Source organism: Rhodococcus sp. ZPP (assembly GCF_017656075.1).
In the GTDB taxonomy this organism is placed as follows: domain Bacteria; phylum Actinomycetota; class Actinomycetes; order Mycobacteriales; family Mycobacteriaceae; genus Rhodococcus_F; species Rhodococcus_F oxybenzonivorans.
In genome coordinates this window covers 662,562-681,290 of sequence record NZ_CP058639.1, presented here as the reverse complement: position 1 = coordinate 681,290, position 18,729 = coordinate 662,562, and the positions used below count along the sequence as shown (strand labels likewise).

The window sequence follows — 18,729 nt, the reverse complement described above, 5'->3', positions numbered from 1 at the left end:
GTGGTTGTTCAGCCACCACGTCGCGTCCGGGTTCCACCCGGCCAGCACAGTGCACCCTTGTTGCCTGCCAATGGGATTGCGAGACCGGGTGTGGTCAGGTAGCCGTGCAAAGTGAGGTGCACGGCGTCGTAGTCGTCGGCCACCGCAGCCCAGTCAGGAATGAACCAGTCGTGATACTCACCGGTGGTGTGGAACCAATCGGAGCGCTTGGACTCGCGGACGGCCAATGGATACGCGTCGACCAAACGCGCCCAGTCCGTCGGATTCGTGATCTCGTAGACCCGGGGTGTGCGGCGGACAGTGACCGGCCAGACCCTCGCTTCGTCCCCGCCGAACGAGTCCTCCTCCAGGAGCAATTCCAGTGCGCCCACATCATGCCGCGCCCGGCTGGTTTCCAACACGGCACTGGGTAACGGTGTCGACCACCATTCACCACCGATGTCGTTGTCCGGACGTTCCGCGCGCCAAGTACGAAATTGCGCTTCGTCCGCGAGTACGTGGTCACGCCATTGATCGAGACCGACAGCAGTACTGCGGTACGGCAGCGTCGATTCCGGCCACTCCTCGTTCGAAGGCAGTCGGACGATCATCCGCTGGTTGTCGAGGTCGACCGGCTCCGCCCACCACCGGGTGAGCGGGGTTTCCAGAACGGCGGCAGCGACCGGACGTAAAGCCGCCACCGTGTCCGGCGTGGCGAACATGACATCCTCCTCGTCCGGCGGCTGCCAGTACCGTGCACAGTCTGTCGCGAACGCGAGAGCATTGAGTAAGTTCAGTTCGGACAGCCCCGACATGGCTCGAACATCGACTGCCTCGATCACCTCGAGGACGTCCGCAAGCGTTCGTGGACGGGCGGCTCGCTCGTCCGCACCGCACATGTACGCGACGTTCGCGCAGAAAAATCGCCCGCGTGGTGACGCGAGAACGAGAGTGACCAGGTCCATCAATGAACGCTACCGAACCCGCGCTGTCCGTCGCACGCAGTTACCCGCTGTGAAGTTCTGCCCGTTCATACTCGAACGATGTCGCAGTTCAGCTGGATCGACGACCCCGTCTCCCCGGAACTGGGTGCAATCGCGCACGGGCCCCTCCTGCTATCCGACTCGAACGGCTACCGCGTGGGAATCCGATACCTCATCGCGTATCGAAACGTCATGGATATGACGCTGGCCGTCTCCGCTACGGATCGAAGTCTGCCGAACTCGCCCGCCAGTTCCGAGCCACTTACGGGACCGGCCGGCTTTCGGCTGCAAAACCCGAGGACGGGTTCAGTACATGGGTGGTCTCGCCCGAGCTGAACATCCATACAGAGCGATCGAGCCAGAATCCACACACGATGGAAGGGCACTACGTCCGCGAGTTCTCCTATGTCGTCAACGGGCGCCCGACAGGCACCTTCCTCGAGATCGAGTACCGCTGGCCAGCAATCGGCCTCGACCGCACACGCGTCGTCTTGGAGATCCCACCGGCTCATGCTCTCGACGAAGCGATTGTGCCGATCTAATCCGCCTGTGCCTCCGCGTCCGAAGGGTCGGCGAAGCGATGACCGGTCGAGCATCGCCGACCGAACACCGATCCTTGGCAACTCCGAGCGCTACCTACCGATTCGTTCGACGCGCCAAGGTGGGATCTCCCGCCGCGGCCTGACCTTGATCGCACGGAATTTGTATCCATCCTGATCGATGACCGACTCCCATTCGAAGTCGACCTGCTCGCCGACGTCGAGACCACGGATTCCTCCGCCGATGCTGAAACTGTCGCCCGGCTGGGCATTGATGACTTCGTCGGGGTGTAGGGCGCTGTAGAAGGTCCAACAACCGCCCGGTGTGTCCGCAGAGTCGATGACTCCCCAGCCTTCGTCGTCATTCCACGTGGTGACGACGCCGCTCGCTGGGGTGCCGATCCGGGGCGGGATCGTGTCGTCGAGGTCGGTAATCTCGTGGGCACTGCCGTCGGGATCGATATGCCAAGCCCTCGAGCTGAACGGCCCCGGCCGCGTGTAGGGCTCGGCGCCGACTGGCCATGCGCGCACCGTATGAAAGTCGTAACCGTCTGCGGACTCGTCGAGTTGATGCCACTCGAACTCGACTTCCTGACCTTCAGCCAAACCGGGGAATCCAGGAACCGCTACGGATATCCATGGAGTCCAGCTACCGCCGGGGGTGTGTGCGGAGTCGATCACGCCCTGCATACCCCGCACGTCCCAACTGCGGACCACTCCTCGGCTCGTCATGACCTCAGTATGTCCAAGACCGCTGGTGGCCAGCGAGTAGAACCCGAAAGCCGAACGCCTATCGGCGCCGGATGACGATCGTCAAACGCGACACCCGAACCGAAAATTCTGTTCTGCCGACCTACGATTCGCGGAGATATGTGGCGGCAATCTCACGCGATAGGAGGCGGTGCGGTCTCAGCCAAAAAGTCGGTAGATGGTTCGGCGTCGGAGTTGCGGCGTCCAAGTTTGTATGACTGTAGATAAGTGCACCGGACATGTTCCCGAGAGTCCGGACCCACTCCTGCAGCGTCCACAGTCTCGCTCATCGGCTCAGGCACCAACCGACTGGCTGCTGATGCCCTTCGTGTGGGCCCACCTGTCGAACTCCGCCAGGACTGCCGGCATGAAGGGACCACCAATCATCAGGTGATCCGAGCCGGGCAGTTCAACGTAGTCCGCGCGCCCGCGGTATCGCTTCGCGGTGGCCTTTACCATGGTCGGGACGCAACACTTGTCTTCGCTGCCCGCGACCACGAGCACGTCGCCGGTGATCTTGTCGAAGTCGACCCTGGAGGCCCGCTTTCGGTCGAACATCCAGAACACCATCTCCCGGTAGGCTCGGCCGGACTCGGCGCACAGGTTGCCGTAGAACTCGTCGGACAACTGCTGCGGCATGGCGTTGCCCACGTATTTGTCCCAGGTCGCCTTCTTGACCGGATACATCGGCCGCCCCAGGACCCAACGGGGAAGGAACCCTCCCCACAGTAGAACCTGGGAGGGATACAGGGCAAAGATGCCGGCTGCCGGGGCGGGCGCCAGGAGGACGATGCCCCGATGCGGTACCCGAGCCGCAACCAGCTGCGCCAGCAGTCCGCCGACGGAGTGCCCGAAGATCACCGGCGGCGTGTCCATGGTCCCCGCCAGTTCACACAGGGCGTTCACATAGTCGAGCAAACCGAGCTTGGTCACCTCCTCGGCCGTGCCCCAGATATCGATTTCCTTGGGATGACCGTGCCCGAGCCAGCTCGGGGCATGTACCCGGTACCCACGTGTCTCGAGCTCGGCAGCGAAGTCGTCCCACTCCGCGCCATGCCCCCAAGTGCCGTGAATGAGAAGAACGTCCTGCTGTGCCATGGATCCTCCTGCGCAAGTTGGCATGTGTCGCGCTCCAGAGTGCGACCGACCCCGACCCAAATACTTGACATATCGAGACACCATCCCGAGCCTGAACGGGTGACCCCCATCGTCCGAGCCGGAGCCCTTCAAGGCTTCGACGACCTCGTTCGCCGCTGGGGAGCCGACCCCGCTCGGCTTCGCCGCCAGCACGGACTCGCCGGCAAGGAGATCGAGGACCCCGAATCCATGGTCTCGCTCAACGCCGTAGCCCACCTGCTAGACGATGCCGCCCGCGTCTGCGACAGGCCGGACTTCGGGCTCCGCCTCGGGGCAACGCAAAACCCACAGATGCTGGGACTTCTCGCCGTCGTCATACAGGGTTCCAATACAGCTGGGGCCGCACTGCTGGACTCGTCGCGGTACCTGTTCGTTCACAGCCCCAGCTACCAGCTCGTCCTCGAACCCTCCACCGCGCCGAACCCGCACAACTGGGTCACGCTGCGGTTCGACGTAGAGGTCGATCCCGGTGTGCCCTACCGGCAGATCATCGATGGATGCCTCGCCTCGCTCCTCACCCTGGCGCGCGGTGTGACCGGCCTTCCGATCACACCGCTCAGCGTGTCGTTGCCGCACACCCCGGCGGCCTCGCCACGGGCATACCGGTCCGTCTTCGGTGCCCCCGTCGCGTTCGGACAGCCAAAAGGCGCCCTCCACCTCGACCCGAACGTCTTCGCTGTCAAGCTGCATCACGCGCGCCCGGCCATCAGGCGGGCCGCACTCGCATACATCGCAGCCCGACTTCCACACCAGGACACGAGCGCCGCCACCCGCGTCCGAAACACTCTCGGCAGCACGATCGGCGCCACCCGAGGCACCAAGTCGGAAATCGCCGATCTGCTCAGCATTCACCCCAGAACCCTGCAGCGGCGACTTCACGACGAAGGCACCACCTTCGAACAGATCCGCGACGAGGTCCACCGCACAGCGACCCTGCGACTGCTCACCGAGTCGAACCTGCCGTTCAGCCAAGTCAGCTATGCGCTCGGATTTTCCGATCAGTCCGCCATGAGCAGGAAAGTCCGCCAATGGTTCGGCACCACCGCCACACAGATGCGCGCCCAAGCCGCACGATCGGCTGCACGGACCCCCGAACTCGAGAGCATCACTGTGCCCAGCTGAAGCCGTGTCACAAGCTCGCACACAAGTTGGTCCGCAACAAACAGCTTCGCCCCAGACATCGGCCGCTCCGACGCCGTCGAACACGCTGCCGGCGCCCCGGCCTGGCATCGTTGCTGCGTCCACTTGCGGATCGGTCACCGGGCGGCCGGCGGAATCCATGTAAGAGGTGCTCGATAACCGCTCTCCGTACTAGATCACTACTCGTCGTTTTCGCTTCGGAGTCCCTTGTCCATGGTTTCCGTTCTTTGCCATACCTCGTACGCTCGGTCGACGAGTTGGTAGTGGCGCTCCACTTCTGAGATCGGATCGATACCCTCAAGTGCACGCAGCAAATAGTGCCAAGTAACTGCCCCGTGCAGCGCGGTTTCGTAGAGGGTGACCTCAACCCACTTGTCCCGATGGTCTAGGACACTCATCGCAGGTTCCGGAACGGGGTGGCCGCCAATTTCACAGTGATCGTGAAAGTCCTTATTCGGAAATCGTCCTCCGAACGCTGGCAGATCTTGCCCGGCTGCCATCGCTGTAGGCGGGTTCTTTGTCCGACTTGAACCACTCCACGCATCGTCTGGATCATTGGTCACCGCCCAAGCGAGGTACTCAATCTCGACCAGCTGGCGAACAAGGGCAGCACCGGCGTACGCCCAACGCCCCGCTGCGAGATACGTGACACTCGCAACGAGTTCACCACCAATTGCTCCAACTAATCCAGCAGGTAGGAGTCGGCGAACTTGGTCGCCCGTGAGGTTTCCGTCAGCGGTGAGGCTCCGGGCCTCCGCGCCGAAAACGACGAGACCAGCCCCAGTGACATGACGAGGTCGCGGCGCGACTGAGCTGGGGATGACGTGAAAGAGTCATGCATCGCGCAGGCTACTACGCGAGCCCTCCACACTGCCTCTGGCGACGCCTTGTGCCATTATCCCAACCCTGACCGGCGTGTATCTCGCCACCGGATCTACTTGCCCACTTTCGGATCGAGTGACGGGATGTGCCCCTCCACCTTTTCTCGAGTGAACTGAATGAGTCATCCGCATGGCATGCAACGCGGCGTCCGCCCAGCTGCAATGCGGATGCTCGACGACGTTGGATAGTGCCCCGTGGAGTGGTGGACTTCGGATCGGCACGCGGTACGCATAGCGATCAACGAGTCGCGGTGAATACTATGCTGTTCCGCTCGAGCCGGTCAACGACAACGCCGGCTCGGTAGCGTGTCCCTTCGCGGCGATCACCGCACGGAGCTCGTCCATGCTCACATCCGAGACGTAGCGGCGGGTGACCTGCCATTCGTCGTGCTGCTCGATCACCACCGCGGTCGCCAACCGCAGGAACGCGGCCGGGTTCGGGAAGATCTCCACCACATCGGCTCGACGCTTGATTTCCTTGTTCAACCGCTCAATTGGATTGTTGGACCAGATTTTTTGCCAATGCGCCTTCGGAAACGCGGTGAAGGCGAGCACATCGTGCTTGGCGGCTTCCATCAACGCCGCAACCTTCGGGAACGAACCGGTGAAGGTATCGGTGACCTGGTCCCACTGCGCGGCCACGTCGACCGGATCGGTGTGCGAAAAGATCGTCTTGACCGCCGCCATCACCGGCGGCACATGCTTGGCCGCCACTGCCGATCGGATGTTACGCATGAAATGAACCCGACACCTCTGCCACGATGATCCCGCGAACTGCTGCATCACAGCAGCTTTGAGACCGCTGTGCGCATCGGAGATCACCAGATGCACCCCCGACAGACCACGGTCTTTGAGGCTGGTGAGGAACTCACGCCAGAACTCGTAGGATTCACTGTCGCCGACCGCGGTACCGAGGACCTCGCGGGTGCCGTCGATCGACACCCCGGTGGCGACCACCAACGCCTGGGACACCACGTGCGCACCGACCCGGACCTTACAAAAAGTGGCATCGAGGAACACGTACGGAAAGCTCGTGTGCGTCAGGGTGCGCTCCCGGAACCGGGCGATCTCGGTATCGAGACCGGCGCAGATCCGCGAGACCTCCGACTTCGAGATTCCGGATTCGACCCCCAATGCACCGACCAGGTCATCGACGCTGCGAGTCGAGACCCCGTGCACATACGCCTCCATCACGACCGCGTACAGGGCTTTGTCGATCCGCCGGCGCCGTTCCAGCAAGGATGGGAAGAACGACCCGGACCGTAGCTTGGGGATCTTGACCTCGACATCGCCGCTGGTCGTGGAGACGGTCTTGGTGCGGTGGCCGTTGCGGTGGGTGGTGCGGGTAGCGGTGCGTTCGTAGCGGCCGGCGCCGAGCTTGTCGGTGGCTTCGGCTTCGATCAAGGCCTGCAGGCCGGCGCGGATCAGTTCGGCGAACACGCTGGCGCTGTCGGCGCCGGTGAGTGCGTCGAGTTGGGCGAGCAGTGCAGAATGGTCGTGGGTCATCGCGTAGCTCCTGGTAACGAGTCACTGTGAGAGGTAACTCGTTGATCACTACGCGATGGCCCACCCTTTTCGAGGGAGCGACACGCCCGGACCTGGCCGGATGCCGTCAGCCGATTCCCACCACTCCCTGGGACTTACCCCGACGTTGCACTCGACGACGTTGCAATGGTGTTGCGTCCGCTACGCGCCCGGAATGGCCTGGTTGACTAGGGCGGCCGTCGATAATGCCGATGAGCTGGGTGTGGTTGCCTGCGCCATGGAGCCACTGATCCTCCCTGTAACGGTTGCGCCTCGGCTCTCCCGCTTCCCGCGCTCTCCTCGCGGCGGCGCAGCGGCGGCGTGACAGCAGGATCAGGCCACCCGTTAACACCGCTGCGGGCGAGTCGGGCGTCCCCCGGTGCGGGCGTTGATCCGCTGGATCCTCTTCGCGATCCCTGCGCGTCAGTGGGCGACATATGCTTCCGTCGCAGGGTGTTGGGAAGCCTACGCGCACCCAATGTCGTGCGCGCCGATGTAGTTCAATGGCAGAACATCAGCTTCCCAAGCTGAAACACGCGGGTTCGATTCCGGTCATCGGCTCCCTCCATTCCATTCCCTCCCTCCACTCCATCCCTCCCTCCCCGGTGGCTGACGCCGAGAAATCGCGTGCTGTCGCGGCGGGCGATGGACGGACTGGCCCGGCCGAGGATGGTCGTTGACCTCGACGATTCGTCTTTGGAATAGCCTGCACTCATGGCCGCACGGAAGACCACCCAGCGACGCTCCAAGCCCAGACGAGCCAGCGCCGCGCCGCTGATACCCACCCCGGGGCACGGGGAGCAGATCTGGATCCTCGATGTCCCTTATCGGGCATCCGCGCCCGGTGCCAAGTACTACAAAGCGCTCAAAGCGTATGCCTACATCGGCGCTCAATTGCCCGACGAACTCACCGTCTACGCGTCGAAACCGTACTCGTACAGCCGCTGGGTCGAAGAGGACCTCAACGGCGTGCGGCAACCGGGCGCTACTGGTTTCCACAAGATACCGCGGCCCGAACAGGTGGACGCCGCGAAGGCGATCGCGACGGCCTTTCACCACGGCAAGCGCGGATTCCTGTTGGCCGACGAGCCCGGTGTAGGCAAGACCGGCAGCGCAATCATCGGCGCGAAGGCTGCGCTGAAATTAGGGGGCGGCGAAACCGTACTCATCACCGTGGACCGGCCGGCCCAGATCACCATCGCCGCGTGGCGCGACGCCCTCGCTGCGTTCGGCGACGGTGGGTATCGGTGGCTGATCATCTCCCCGGACCAGCTCAAGAAGTTACTCGGACGCAACGGCCAACCGAAGTACTCCTTCTCCCTCATCATCAATGACGAGGCACAGCAATTCAGGCACCTCACGGCCCAGCGCACCCAATACCAGCGGCGCATCAACCGTCTCTCCGCGACGCCTGAGAAGGCGCCGTTCGTCATCACCGTGACGGCGACGCCGGGTCATCACCCAGGCGAATACACCTACTTGTCTTCGCTTTTCGCGCAACTACACGATGACCCGCCGGGCGAGTGGGCCGATCTCGGTAAGAAACTGGTCGAGCGTGGCCTACCCCTGGCTCCCGGGTGGGACAAGGGCAAATGGGACTGGAACGACCAAGCCAAAGGCTCTCAGCGGCTGCAGCATCAGGCCGTCACCCGCGTCCGAAAATGGATGACCGACTGCGACCCGCCCGTCATGGTGCATCGCGACGCGCCCTGGGGGGCGCCACCTATCGACGGCCTGCCACTCGACTTCACCGCCACACAATGGGCTGCGTACCAACAGGACTGGAGTGAGTTCCGGAGCGCGATGAGAATCGCCCGGCAGGGGAACGACACCGCCCGCGGCCGGGCCGCTCTGATGCGGTTCCGGCAGAAGGCAGGCATGCTGCGAGCCCCGCAGACCGCCGAGTTGGTAGCCGCACACGTCGAACGCGGCTACCAGGTACTCGTCGCCGTCGAATTGGTCACCACGGCCGCCGACCCGGTAGCCAACCTCCTGGAGGAGCAGGGCATTGGCGTCTCGCGTATCTTCGGCGGCGGCGATCTCGAGACGGAGCGCATTCGATTTCAGCGCGGCCACAACCCGGTCGTGGTGTTCAACACCGCATCTGCGATCAATCTGCAGGCCTCCGAGTTGATGGTCGACGGTTCCCGCGCCTCATCGGCACGTCGCATCGGGTTCTTCCACCAGCCTCGCTACTCCGGAATTGCCGCACGCCAAACGATGGGTCGTGCGCATCGCGACGGGCAGGTTTGCTCATGGTCACTCCTGTTCGCCGCCGGAACGGTGGAGGAGCAGGCGGCTCGGATCATGATCAATCGGCTCATGGTGACATCAGCCAGTGTCGATGGCGATCTCGGGGCGTTCGGAAAGCTCGCCCGACTGTTCGACGCAGACTGGCTTCCCGAAAGCATCTTCGAGTAGGCATGATGCCTGGACCAGGGACTCCTACAATCGAGAGCGAGCGGATGTACATAATCCCCGCAAGTGTGCTCACAGTTGGGTGTCCACCTTGGTGTGGGCCGCCGAGTAACGACACAAGGATGGGTCGCTACCCGATGAGCGGGAGCGCAACCAGACCGAGGATCGGCAGAGAGTTCGCCGCCGTCGATCTTGGTCGGTTCGAGGGGGCGGAGAGACGGCGATGGTGAACGCGTGCGCGGCCGGCGGGTGGTCCTGGGCTCATACTGGCCGGCGCGCACTCGGCATCGGATTGGGCGAAGGGGACTCGCGAGTGGAGCGCCGCTGGGTTCGAGGGCGCGGCTCGTCGCCGGTTCCTCCTCGGCCGGTGACACATTGCTCCTCCGAGTCATCGCGGTGATCGTGATCGGCAGAACCGTGGAAACGACCGTCAAGGGCACCCTGCCACTCGCCGGCCGAAACACGCCGTCCATACGCATCAGCTGGCTGCAGCGAGAGCGTCGGTGCGGGGAGTCCGTTCGCCGGCTGAGGTGATGGCCTGTGCAGCGATTCGCGTGGTGCACGATTTCCCCGAAGGTCGTCGAAGCCGATCGTCAGCAGACGCTGCCGATCGGTTCTACGGGTCAGCAGGCCGCGGTCGGTCAGGGCGTCCAGCCCAGCCTCCAAGACGTCCCCAACTCGGCGGGTCGGCCACACCTCAACCACCAATCCTGCCTACTGCGAGCCCTCCCAAAACGCGGACAGTCGGAGCGTCATGCCCAGTGGACTAGAACCATTCCGCAGTCGTTGTCGACAAGCCCAGCCGCCGCGGTGAGCGCGATCAGTGTCCGTAGTGGTAACGGCAGGCAGCAATGCGGATCTGATCATCGACAATTTTATAGACCAGCCGGTGCTCATCGGTGATACGCCGGGACCAGTAGCCTTGAAAACCGTGCTTGAGGGGCTCGGGCTTGCCGATTCCGTCGTTCCCGTTGCGTTCGACATCCTTGAGTAGTGTGTTGATCCGCTTGACGATCTTCCGATCCTGCGCCTGCCACCAGACGTAGTCCTCCCACGCGGACTCGTCCCAGACAAGTTTCATTCAGCCAGATCCCGGACAGTTCCCCCGCCGGACTCCAACCGATCGATCGACGCCAACAGCCGGCGGGCGTTCTCCGGACTCCTGAGCAAGTATGCCGTTTCCTTCAACGACTCATAGTCGTCGAGCGAAACCATCACCACCGGCTCGTGACCCGCCCGCGTGATGACGATTTCTTCCCGGTCATCGACGACGGCGTTGAGGACCTCGGCGTACCGCGCGCGAGACTCCGAGTAGGTCATAGTTCGCATGAGCACACCTCCGTTATTGCGTACAAGAAACTGTACGTTACCTGACATGCTTCCACAATCCAAGGGGGACGACCCACCGTGGGGCGAGCTCCAGAACCGAAATTCACCCCGTGGTCCGCATCCCCTCACCGCCCGCCGACCCCCGCCGCTCCGGCGAGCGACTCGTCCGGACCCGGGACCGAGCGCGTCCACCAACCGGTGCGGGGCTGCGCAGCGATCCCTGGCCGACGCCCATCCGGATCGAAAATCCGAAAGTGAGGACCCGCAGCGGGACAAATGGGCGGAGCAGCTGCTGCGCAGCCTGGACGTCGCCCCCGAGGACACTCCCCTGGTGATCTGGCACGGCGAGAAGGTGCTGCGCAATCCGACGAATGCGGAACTCGCCCGCATCGTCGGTCTTCCGGTCCCGGACTCGGTCCGGACGCGGACGCGGACGCGGCGACCGTGAGCGCCAGGCTGTAGTGAGGATGCTTTGTACTCGGTCAGGTCGCCATTCGACGGGGTCATGTCCGCTTGGTGATGCTGTTCTCGGCGGAGTCCGAAGCCTTGGCTGGGCGGCGGCCGAGGAACAATGCCAGCAGCGCTCCCGCCGCGCACACCACCGACGTGATCAGAAATATCTCGGTGTACTGGGTAAGCAGAGCACGGTCGACTGCCCCGGTGTACTCGGCCAGCTCCCTCGCCGCCTGCTCGGGAGGTTTGCCGACGGGGAACGGCACCTGCAGGTTCGCAGTCAGGCTGTGGAAGCGGTGCAGCCCCCACGCGGATAACGCGGCAACCCCGACGAGCATCCCGGTCATCCGGGCGACCACCACACCGGCAGAGGCGATCCCGTGCTGGCTGGGCGGCACGGCGCGGAGCACCGCAACGGAGAGCGGCGCGATCACCAGGCCGAGACCTAGTCCAGCGATGGCCAGGTCGGTGTCCAGCCGGGGCACCGCAATCGGCCCGACCTGGTACGGCACGGACAGCACGTCCATCGGCCACCGGGCCATCCGGAAGTAACCCGCCGCGGCCAGCAGCATGCCGGCCGCCGCGACCACCCTGTCGCCCAGCCTTGCCGCCAGCAGCCCACCGAGCAACGCGCCGACCGGGAGCGCGGCCAGGAACCGCAGCAGCAGTATGACCGCTCCCCGGTCGTCCCGATCGAGCAGCGACTGGGCGAACAGGTCGACGTCTACCAGGGTCACCATCAGCGCGACGCCTGCCGCACCGGATACGCCGAGCGCGGCGAGGAACGCGCCCATCTGCACGTCGACCGGGTCGATCAGCCGGGTCTTGGCGCGCAACTCCCAGCCGACGAAGGCGACGGTCGCGACACCGACCCCGATCAGCATCGGCCCGCCCCACGGTGGCAGCACGGCGGTGCGCGGGTCCGGGTTGTACAGGCCGACGACGGCCAGCCCAAGGGCGACCGCGAGCAGCACCCCCCCGGCCACGTCCACCCGGACGGGTTCGTGCGCCGGATCGCGGCGCGACACCGAAACCTGCACCGCGATCATGGCGAGCACGCCGAGCGGTACGTTCATCCAGAACACGCCGCGCCAGCCGGCGATGCCGAACGCGTTTGACCACACGGCAAGGCCTGCGATCGCCACTCCGTATAGCGGGCCCAGCACGCTGCCCAGCTCCTGCACGGCACCCACCGCGCCGAGCACGTTCGACCGCTTGTGGGTTGCCCACAGGTCGGCGGCAAGCGCCATGGTCACTGGCAGCAACGCTCCACTTGCGACACCCTGGACGACCCGCCCGGCAACGAGCATGGGCAGGTCGTCGGCGAGCGCGGTGACCACCGAGCCGACCAGGAACCCGGCGAGGCAGCTCTGCAGCACTAGCTTGCGGCCGAACCGGTCCGATGCCTGGCCGAGCAGCGGCATCGCGGCAATGTAGCCGAGCAGGTACCCGGTGACGATCGGGGTCACCCGCTCCAGTCGGTTCACCGGGATCAGCAGGTCGTCCATGATCTGCCGGATCATGCTCACCACGACGTAGGTGTCCAGCGCGCCGAGCAGCACGGCGAGCGCCGCGGCGCCGATGGCGACGGTCCTGCTCCGCCCCGGGATCAGCTCGACACTCACGGCGGGGGTGTCACCGTCACGGGCTTGTCCAGATCGGACACCACCACGTCGACGGTCGGGGCGTCTGCGCCGGCCGGCTTCGGGAACGTGACCAACGCTCTCATCGGGAGGTGCATGCCGTCCTCGTCAAGCCACACCGTGATGTCCACCTCGGACTCGACCCCGGGAACGATGTTGCCCACCGCATCCTTGTCCGCCCGTCCGGTGATCTTGTACGCCGGTGTCCCGTCAACCTTTTCCCTCGTCTCGGTCTTCGCATCCGTGATGCTGGTCAGCACCTTCGCGAAGCCCCGGTCCGGGTCGAGAATGGCGGTCGGGTCGTAGTACTCGGAGGTGAGCGAGGACGGATACCGCTGAAAGGTGCCGGTCGGGCCCCTCAGGTACAACGAGTCGTCGACCAGCACGAATTCACCTTCGATCAGCTGGCCGGCCAGGGTCAGCTTCACCGTGCCCTTCGCGCCACCGGCCGGACCGCCCTCCCTGGTCAAATCGCCCTCGGCGGTCTGCACGCTGATGCCCGGAATCGAGCCGTTGACGGTCATCGTGAAGTGTGCGCTCTTGATATCGCGGAGGGCGGACGCCGACTCGGCGAGCAGCCCGGCCGCGTCCGGCAGGTTCTCACTCCCTCCCGGATTGGTGTCGGTGCTGCAGCCGGCGACTACCGCCACGCTGAACGCGAGGGTCCTGAGGAAGATACGGCGGGTGAGCATGCCCGAATCCTAGGACGCCGGCTCCGAAAACGCCCGGGCTTGCGGCCAGAACCGGTGTCGTCGCGGGAACGCCGGGCGGCCACCGAGTCACCGGGCACGGCAGGTGCGCCGAAATGGCCGGCGTTGCGCAAGTCCCGGTACGACGCACTTGACGGTCTCGGCGCGGGGCGCGCTTCGGTGACCTTGTGGTTTCTGGCGCTTCCACATGCGCGGGTGATCGCAGTTGCTCTTCGTCCCTTCCACAGGAACCGTCTGCTCTCTACCACTCTTTACCGCCCTCTAGCGTCTACGTAAATTTCATACTTTCTGACACCGAGGTGGCAGGCGGTGAAGATGTACGTGCTTCACGGCTATCCGTAACACCGTGCGGTGCTGCGGGTTCGACCGTGTCCCACACCGACGCTTGTGATGCAGGACGGGTAACCAAAGTCGCCTCGCCTACGGTCAGCAGCTGATCTGCCGGGACTGCGCCTGAGAACATCGATACATCCGCGTGTCTCGGACATCTCCGGGACTCTTGAAATCCTGAGGTCAGTTGCCCGACGGGAGCCATCACCGCCGTGGGCGTAACCGCACTCACCCCTAACACTCCCACAAATGTGGGACAGACACCACGATCCGCACCGCACTCAACAACGCAGCCACCGGCAACGGAGACATCTACGACGCCCGCGCCCACGCCAGCCAATTCGCCGTCATCGCCGCTGCCTACTGCGCCACCGCCGCAGGAAGCCTATCCATCCATCGCGGCCAACCCACCGACAGAATGGTCCGGGAAGCCGCCTTCAGCATGGCCTGCACCACCACCCCGGAAATCAACTCACGCATCCTGACCGCACGCACTCCCTAGTAAAACCGCCGACCGAGATCCATGACGGCGCACCCAAACCCCCGACTACTCGCACCCTCACTCCCACCGCAAGCCTCCCCGTCTCGCTCCACCGGAACCGGCGATCAGACGGACCGACCTGCCCGTCTGATCAGTCAGCAGAACAGCGCCCGAACCAGAAGAATCGTCCGCCAGGTCGCCATGCACCATGATGCACGGTGCATCACCCCAACCCCGGCGTATGTGCCACCTACCCCGGGACGACCAGTCGCGCATCGGCGACTTAGTTAAGGTCATCGACCCAGACACCGGTCATCGCGTGAACGAAGGCGAGAGCGGTGAACTTGCGATCAAGGGATGGAGCCTGTTCGCAGGGTAGATCGATGGCACAGACGGACGTGAGGAGAACGGCTTCCTCCGCACTGGCGATCGAGTGAGATTAGGCCAGGACGGCGCCTTCACCTTCGAAGGTCGGCTGAAGGAGATGGTCAAGACGGGCGGCGAGAACGTTGCCTGCACGAGGTCGAAGACTTCCTTGTAGCCAACATCCCCTCGGTGCGATCAGCCGTCGTCTTGGGCGTTCCAGATCCGCGGTGGGGTCAAGCTGTGGTCGCCTGTGTCGAGTTCGCTCACGGGTCTTCGTTGTCCGACTCCGAGATTCGAAAACGATGCTCGGGGAAGCTGTCAGCGTTCAAAATCCCCAAGCATGTACTCAGCGTGGCACCCGGAACGTGGCCCTCGATGGTGACAGGGAAGGTCGACAGGAAAGCCCTGACTGAGCTGGCCACAAAGACACTCCATTCTTCGCTGACCTCGGCCAAGGCATGACGAGATCCGCAATTCCAACCAACGCACATCTGCAGTCCTCCCGGAATGTGAGAACAAATCGTTATGAAACTCGGCCTGCCACTTGATTATTGGACCGGAAGGCCGCCACCGGGACAAGAGGATCTCATAACGACTGTGGAAGAACTGGGGCTCGATTCCGTTTGGACGTCGGAGGCATATGGCTCAGACGCAATTTCTCCGCTGGCCTGGTTGGGTAGCAGGACGGCGCGGCCCAGGCTCGGAACCGCGATCATGCAGATGTCCGCTCGAACTCCGACCGCAACCGCGATGGTTGCTATGACGATGGACCATCTGAGCGGCGGACGCTTCATCCCCGGCCTCGGAGCATCGGGCCCCCAGGTTGTGGAGGGCTGGTATGGGCAGGAATTCGCGAGGCCGTTGGCGCGAACACGCGAGTACATCCAGATTATTCGACAGGTCACGACGCGCCAACTTGTCGAGTTCACGGGCAACCATTTCGAGATTCCGGCGCGAGCGAGCGGTCTTGGGAAGCCGTTGAAGTCGACGCTGCATCCGCTGCGTCCCGAGATACCAATTTTCCTTGCCGCCGAGGGTTCGAAGAACGTCGCGTTGGCGGCCGAGGTCGCAGACGGTTGGTTGCCGTTGTTCTACTCGCCGTTCGCCGACTCCGGATATCGTGCAGCCCTGGCTGAGGGCTTCGCACGTCCAGGGGCCCGTCATGGTCTCGACGATTTCGAGATCGCTTGTCAAGTAACGGTGGGCCTCGATGAAGACTTGGACGGAGCAATGACCCGGGTGCGGCAGGGGCTTGCGATGTACATCGGAGGAATGGGCGCGAGAGAGGAAAATTTTCACAGCAATGTCTTCGTTTCGAATGGGATACGAAGGCGTGTGTGCAGACGTAGCCGAACTGTTTCTCGACGGGCGCAAGGCTGAAGCGGCCGCGCGCATCCAAGCCTCGCTAGTCGAGAAAGTGGCCCTGGTCGGCCCCAAGGAGAAAGTCGCTGAGGAACTGTCGATATGGAAAGGCACCCTGCTAACACAATGCTGATCTCGGGGAGCCCGGCGACCCTTCGGGTGATGGCGAACCTGCTGAGGTAGGGCCAACTGTTCCGAACAGCACTAAACAGTTGCAACCTGCACGCTCCGCGATGTCGGCTCCAAATCAAACCTCGGCCGCCGTTGACAGACCCTCCGATCACCAACCACTTATGGCACGTGCGCACCACGGGACATGTTTACTGCGCCTCCCCACGAGATTCTGGGCTGGCCGCCTGCTGGCTGCGTGAATGATCTTCGTGGTCAGGAGGCGACTCATCCCGCAAGCGTAAACCGGCTCCAGGAGTGACTGGCCCTCGAGATGACGCGAGCCATGCGTACCCAGTGCCCCGACGAAGAAGTATTCGCCCATCTTGTCCGGGGATACGTCCGCATAGCACTCGAGGAGACCGATCTGTTGGCCGTCTCCCTCACCGAGCGGCTCTACCTGCCCGCCACCGTCAGCGAGCGCATCGACCGCGTCCAGGCCGACTGCTCTGCTGAGTGGCCGCGCTGGTTGTCAATCGCCGCCGCGACCTGTCCGAGGCACGCGCAGCAACACTGGTCAAGACGGCCAAGACGTTTATCGACGACTGCGTGCGGATCCCGCATCTCCGGCAATATCGAGACTTTCCTGCAGAACCCACGCACGCTACTCTCGCGACACTCGGACTTCAGCTCAGCTCCCCTGTGGTCGAGGAGTCTGCGTACGGCCTCGATCTGGTGAAGCCAACCCGACTGCCAATCAACAGGTCGGCACTTAGAGTAAAAGAAGAGTCTCTGTTCGAGCAGCTCCGAGCACAGTCGCACGCGTGTTGGCTTCTGCAAAGTCTTGTAGCAGGGGATTCTCACTAATGTCAGAATCTTTCGCCGACGTACAGGTCTCTGACCTGGGGGTAGACCCTAGGTTCGCGAGCTAGGGACACGAAGTCGAGACTTTCGCGCCCTGCATCAGATCGTCGAGTCACACTGCCCAAACCCTCATGTCGACACGACGCGGCGAGCGGGACCGTCTGGGAGTACTACGGAGTTCAGGCGTGCCCGGTATTTCGGAGTATCGGTCGCGTTTAGGCCGCGCACGGTTCTGCAGTGAGCCGGCGCTGCCGCCTCGTGTCGTGATGGGTTCAGTGCGCTGCGTCGAACGCTTCCTGGACGTCGGCGGGGATCCGGCCGCGTGCGGACACTTCGTAGCCGTTCGCGGTCGCCCACTCCCGCACCTCCCGGGCCTGCGACCGGGACCGCGCCGCGCCGGCCTTGGCGGTCGGGCGCTTGCGGCTCCCGACCTTGGTGGCATGGTCGATGTAGAACTCCATCGTCTTGAGGAACTCGCGGGCGTTCTTCGTCTTGAGGTCGATCTCGTAGTCGACACCGTTCACCGAGAACGTGATGTGCTCGCCCTCGCCGGCCTCGATGACACTGCCGTCGAGGTCGTCAACCAGGTCCACGACAATCTTCCGCGCCACCTGTGCACTCCTTCGCTTCAGGAAACAGCCAGGCAGACACTACTGCCCAGGCGACCACAGCCACCGGATTCATTGTCGCGCAGGAAGACAATCACCACGGAATAACCGCTCGTCGGGCGGACAATCAGCGGATGAGCGATGCCAACCGGGGGCTGATTGCCCCAATGTTGGCGACCCTGACGGAAAGGGAAGAGGTTTCCTGACGCGGCGCTACCGTCATGAGATGACAGGAATCAATGCCGACCGGCGATGGTCAGAATCCATGCCGGCGGCCTATGAGCAGTACCTCGTGCCGGTGGTCTTCCGGCCCTTCGCCGAGGACCTGACCGCCCGGGCGGCGGCACTCCACCCTCGACGAATCCTCGAACTCGCGGCGGGGACTGGCGTGTTGACAGCGAACCTGCTCGCAGCGGCACCCTCGGCCGAGGTGACGGCCACCGACCTGAACGAGGCCATGGTCGCTTTCGGGTCGACCCGCGCCCCGGGCGCGGTGTGGCGGCAGGCCGACGCGCAGCGGCTGCCCTTCCGGGATGGAGGCTTCGACCTGGTGGTTTGCCAGTTCGGCGTGATGTTTTTTCCCGACCGCATCGCGGCCTTCAAAGGGGTCCGCCGGGTGCTGGCCCCAGGCGGCCGGTTCCTGTTCAACACCTGGGGCCCGCTCGGGACGCATGCCTTCGAAGTCGCGCTGCAGGCCGGGCTGGAGCGGGCCTGTCCGGTCGATCCGCCACGGTTCTTCCAGACGGTTCCGCACGGCTACGCCGACCCCACTGTCGTGGCCGCTGATCTGGCGGCCGCCGGGTTCGCCGTCGAGGACGAGCAGGAACTGACGCTTCAGGGGCGGGCCGCGTCGACCGCCGACCTTGCCACCGGGTACCTCAGCGGGACACCGGTGCGCGCGGCCGTTGAAGAGCGCGGCGACGGACCAGCCATCTGGGCCACCGTCATCGCGGAGATGACGGCCAGGCTGGGCCCGGGGCCGGTCACCGCCCCGATGACGGCGTACGTCTTCCTCGCGGCCTGAACGCAGCACGCGCCTGCCCAGAGGGTGGGCGAGTCGACCAGCTCCACGACCACTGCCCAGGCGACGGAAAGCCACCGGATTCATTTGTCGCGCAGGAAGT

14 protein-coding genes, 1 tRNA gene and 1 pseudogene are annotated in these 18,729 nt (G+C 64.1%); 7 read left to right on the top strand and 9 right to left on the bottom strand.

The window, feature by feature from the left end; genetic code table 11:
• Positions 1-8: 8 nt before the first annotated feature.
• Positions 9-944 carry a hypothetical protein gene (locus HYG77_RS34415; protein WP_244461494.1) on the bottom strand — a complete coding sequence of 312 codons (936 nt, stop codon included), beginning with the start codon at positions 942-944 and terminating at the stop codon, positions 9-11.
• Between the two features lie 392 nt (positions 945-1,336).
• Between HYG77_RS34415 and HYG77_RS40180 the strand changes: the two genes are divergently transcribed.
• On the top strand, positions 1,337-1,504 hold the full coding sequence (locus HYG77_RS40180; RefSeq protein ID WP_244461493.1) for a hypothetical protein: 168 nt from the start codon (positions 1,337-1,339) through the stop codon (positions 1,502-1,504).
• Between the two features lie 90 nt (positions 1,505-1,594).
• Here HYG77_RS40180 and HYG77_RS40175 read toward each other — a convergent pair whose 3' ends face one another.
• Positions 1,595-2,233 (bottom strand): hypothetical protein, encoded by a 639-nt coding sequence (locus HYG77_RS40175; protein ID WP_244461492.1) that lies wholly within the window; start codon positions 2,231-2,233, stop codon positions 1,595-1,597.
• A 312-nt stretch (positions 2,234-2,545) separates the two neighbouring features.
• Positions 2,546-3,349: an alpha/beta fold hydrolase gene (locus HYG77_RS34400; RefSeq protein WP_208964054.1), complete on the bottom strand. Its 804-nt coding sequence runs from the start codon at positions 3,347-3,349 to the stop codon at positions 2,546-2,548.
• A 99-nt stretch (positions 3,350-3,448) separates the two neighbouring features.
• On the opposite strand from HYG77_RS34400, the gene HYG77_RS34395 reads away from it, so the two are divergent.
• Entirely contained in the window at positions 3,449-4,510 is a 1,062-nt protein-coding gene (locus HYG77_RS34395) for an AraC family transcriptional regulator (RefSeq protein WP_208964053.1), read from the top strand.
• Between the two features lie 1,157 nt (positions 4,511-5,667).
• On the opposite strand, the gene HYG77_RS34390 is transcribed toward HYG77_RS34395, so the two are convergent.
• Positions 5,668-6,915 (bottom strand): IS256 family transposase, encoded by a 1,248-nt coding sequence (locus tag HYG77_RS34390; RefSeq protein WP_208962286.1) that lies wholly within the window; start codon positions 6,913-6,915, stop codon positions 5,668-5,670.
• 507 nt (positions 6,916-7,422) lie between these two features.
• Between HYG77_RS34390 and HYG77_RS34385 the strand changes: the two genes are divergently transcribed.
• Positions 7,423-7,494 (top strand) — tRNA-Gly (locus HYG77_RS34385).
• 153 nt (positions 7,495-7,647) lie between these two features.
• Positions 7,648-9,354, top strand: a complete 1,707-nt coding sequence (locus tag HYG77_RS34380; protein ID WP_208964052.1) for a DEAD/DEAH box helicase family protein — start codon at positions 7,648-7,650, stop codon at positions 9,352-9,354.
• Between the two features lie 817 nt (positions 9,355-10,171).
• On the opposite strand, the gene HYG77_RS34375 is transcribed toward HYG77_RS34380, so the two are convergent.
• Positions 10,172-10,432 (bottom strand): Txe/YoeB family addiction module toxin, encoded by a 261-nt coding sequence (locus tag HYG77_RS34375; protein ID WP_072948949.1) that lies wholly within the window; start codon positions 10,430-10,432, stop codon positions 10,172-10,174.
• Positions 10,429-10,680 (bottom strand): type II toxin-antitoxin system prevent-host-death family antitoxin, encoded by a 252-nt coding sequence (locus tag HYG77_RS34370; RefSeq protein WP_005569061.1) that lies wholly within the window; start codon positions 10,678-10,680, stop codon positions 10,429-10,431. The genes HYG77_RS34375 and HYG77_RS34370 overlap by 4 nt, the downstream gene beginning before the upstream one ends.
• Positions 10,681-10,726: 46 nt before the next feature.
• Here HYG77_RS34370 and HYG77_RS34365 point away from each other — a divergent pair, with 46 nt between their 5' ends.
• Positions 10,727-11,128 carry a hypothetical protein gene (locus tag HYG77_RS34365; RefSeq protein ID WP_244461539.1) on the top strand — a complete coding sequence of 134 codons (402 nt, stop codon included), beginning with the start codon at positions 10,727-10,729 and terminating at the stop codon, positions 11,126-11,128.
• Positions 11,129-11,183: 55 nt separating this feature from the next.
• Here HYG77_RS34365 and HYG77_RS34360 read toward each other — a convergent pair whose 3' ends face one another.
• Positions 11,184-12,758, bottom strand: a complete 1,575-nt coding sequence (locus HYG77_RS34360) for an MFS transporter (RefSeq protein WP_208964051.1) — start codon at positions 12,756-12,758, stop codon at positions 11,184-11,186.
• Positions 12,755-13,468: an LppX_LprAFG lipoprotein gene (locus tag HYG77_RS34355; protein WP_208964050.1), complete on the bottom strand. Its 714-nt coding sequence runs from the start codon at positions 13,466-13,468 to the stop codon at positions 12,755-12,757. Before HYG77_RS34355 ends, HYG77_RS34360 begins: the two co-directional genes overlap by 4 nt.
• Positions 13,469-15,188: 1,720 nt before the next feature.
• Between HYG77_RS34355 and HYG77_RS34345 the strand changes: the two are divergent.
• Positions 15,189-16,208, top strand: a pseudogene (locus tag HYG77_RS34345) (LLM class F420-dependent oxidoreductase).
• A 1,061-nt stretch (positions 16,209-17,269) separates the two neighbouring features.
• Here HYG77_RS34345 and HYG77_RS34340 read toward each other — a convergent pair.
• Positions 17,270-17,608 (bottom strand): Lsr2 family protein, encoded by a 339-nt coding sequence (locus tag HYG77_RS34340; RefSeq protein WP_208964048.1) that lies wholly within the window; start codon positions 17,606-17,608, stop codon positions 17,270-17,272.
• 223 nt (positions 17,609-17,831) lie between these two features.
• Between HYG77_RS34340 and HYG77_RS34335 the strand changes: the two genes are divergently transcribed.
• Positions 17,832-18,629 carry a class I SAM-dependent methyltransferase gene (locus tag HYG77_RS34335; protein WP_244461491.1) on the top strand — a complete coding sequence of 266 codons (798 nt, stop codon included), beginning with the start codon at positions 17,832-17,834 and terminating at the stop codon, positions 18,627-18,629.
• Positions 18,630-18,729: the final 100 nt, after the last annotated feature.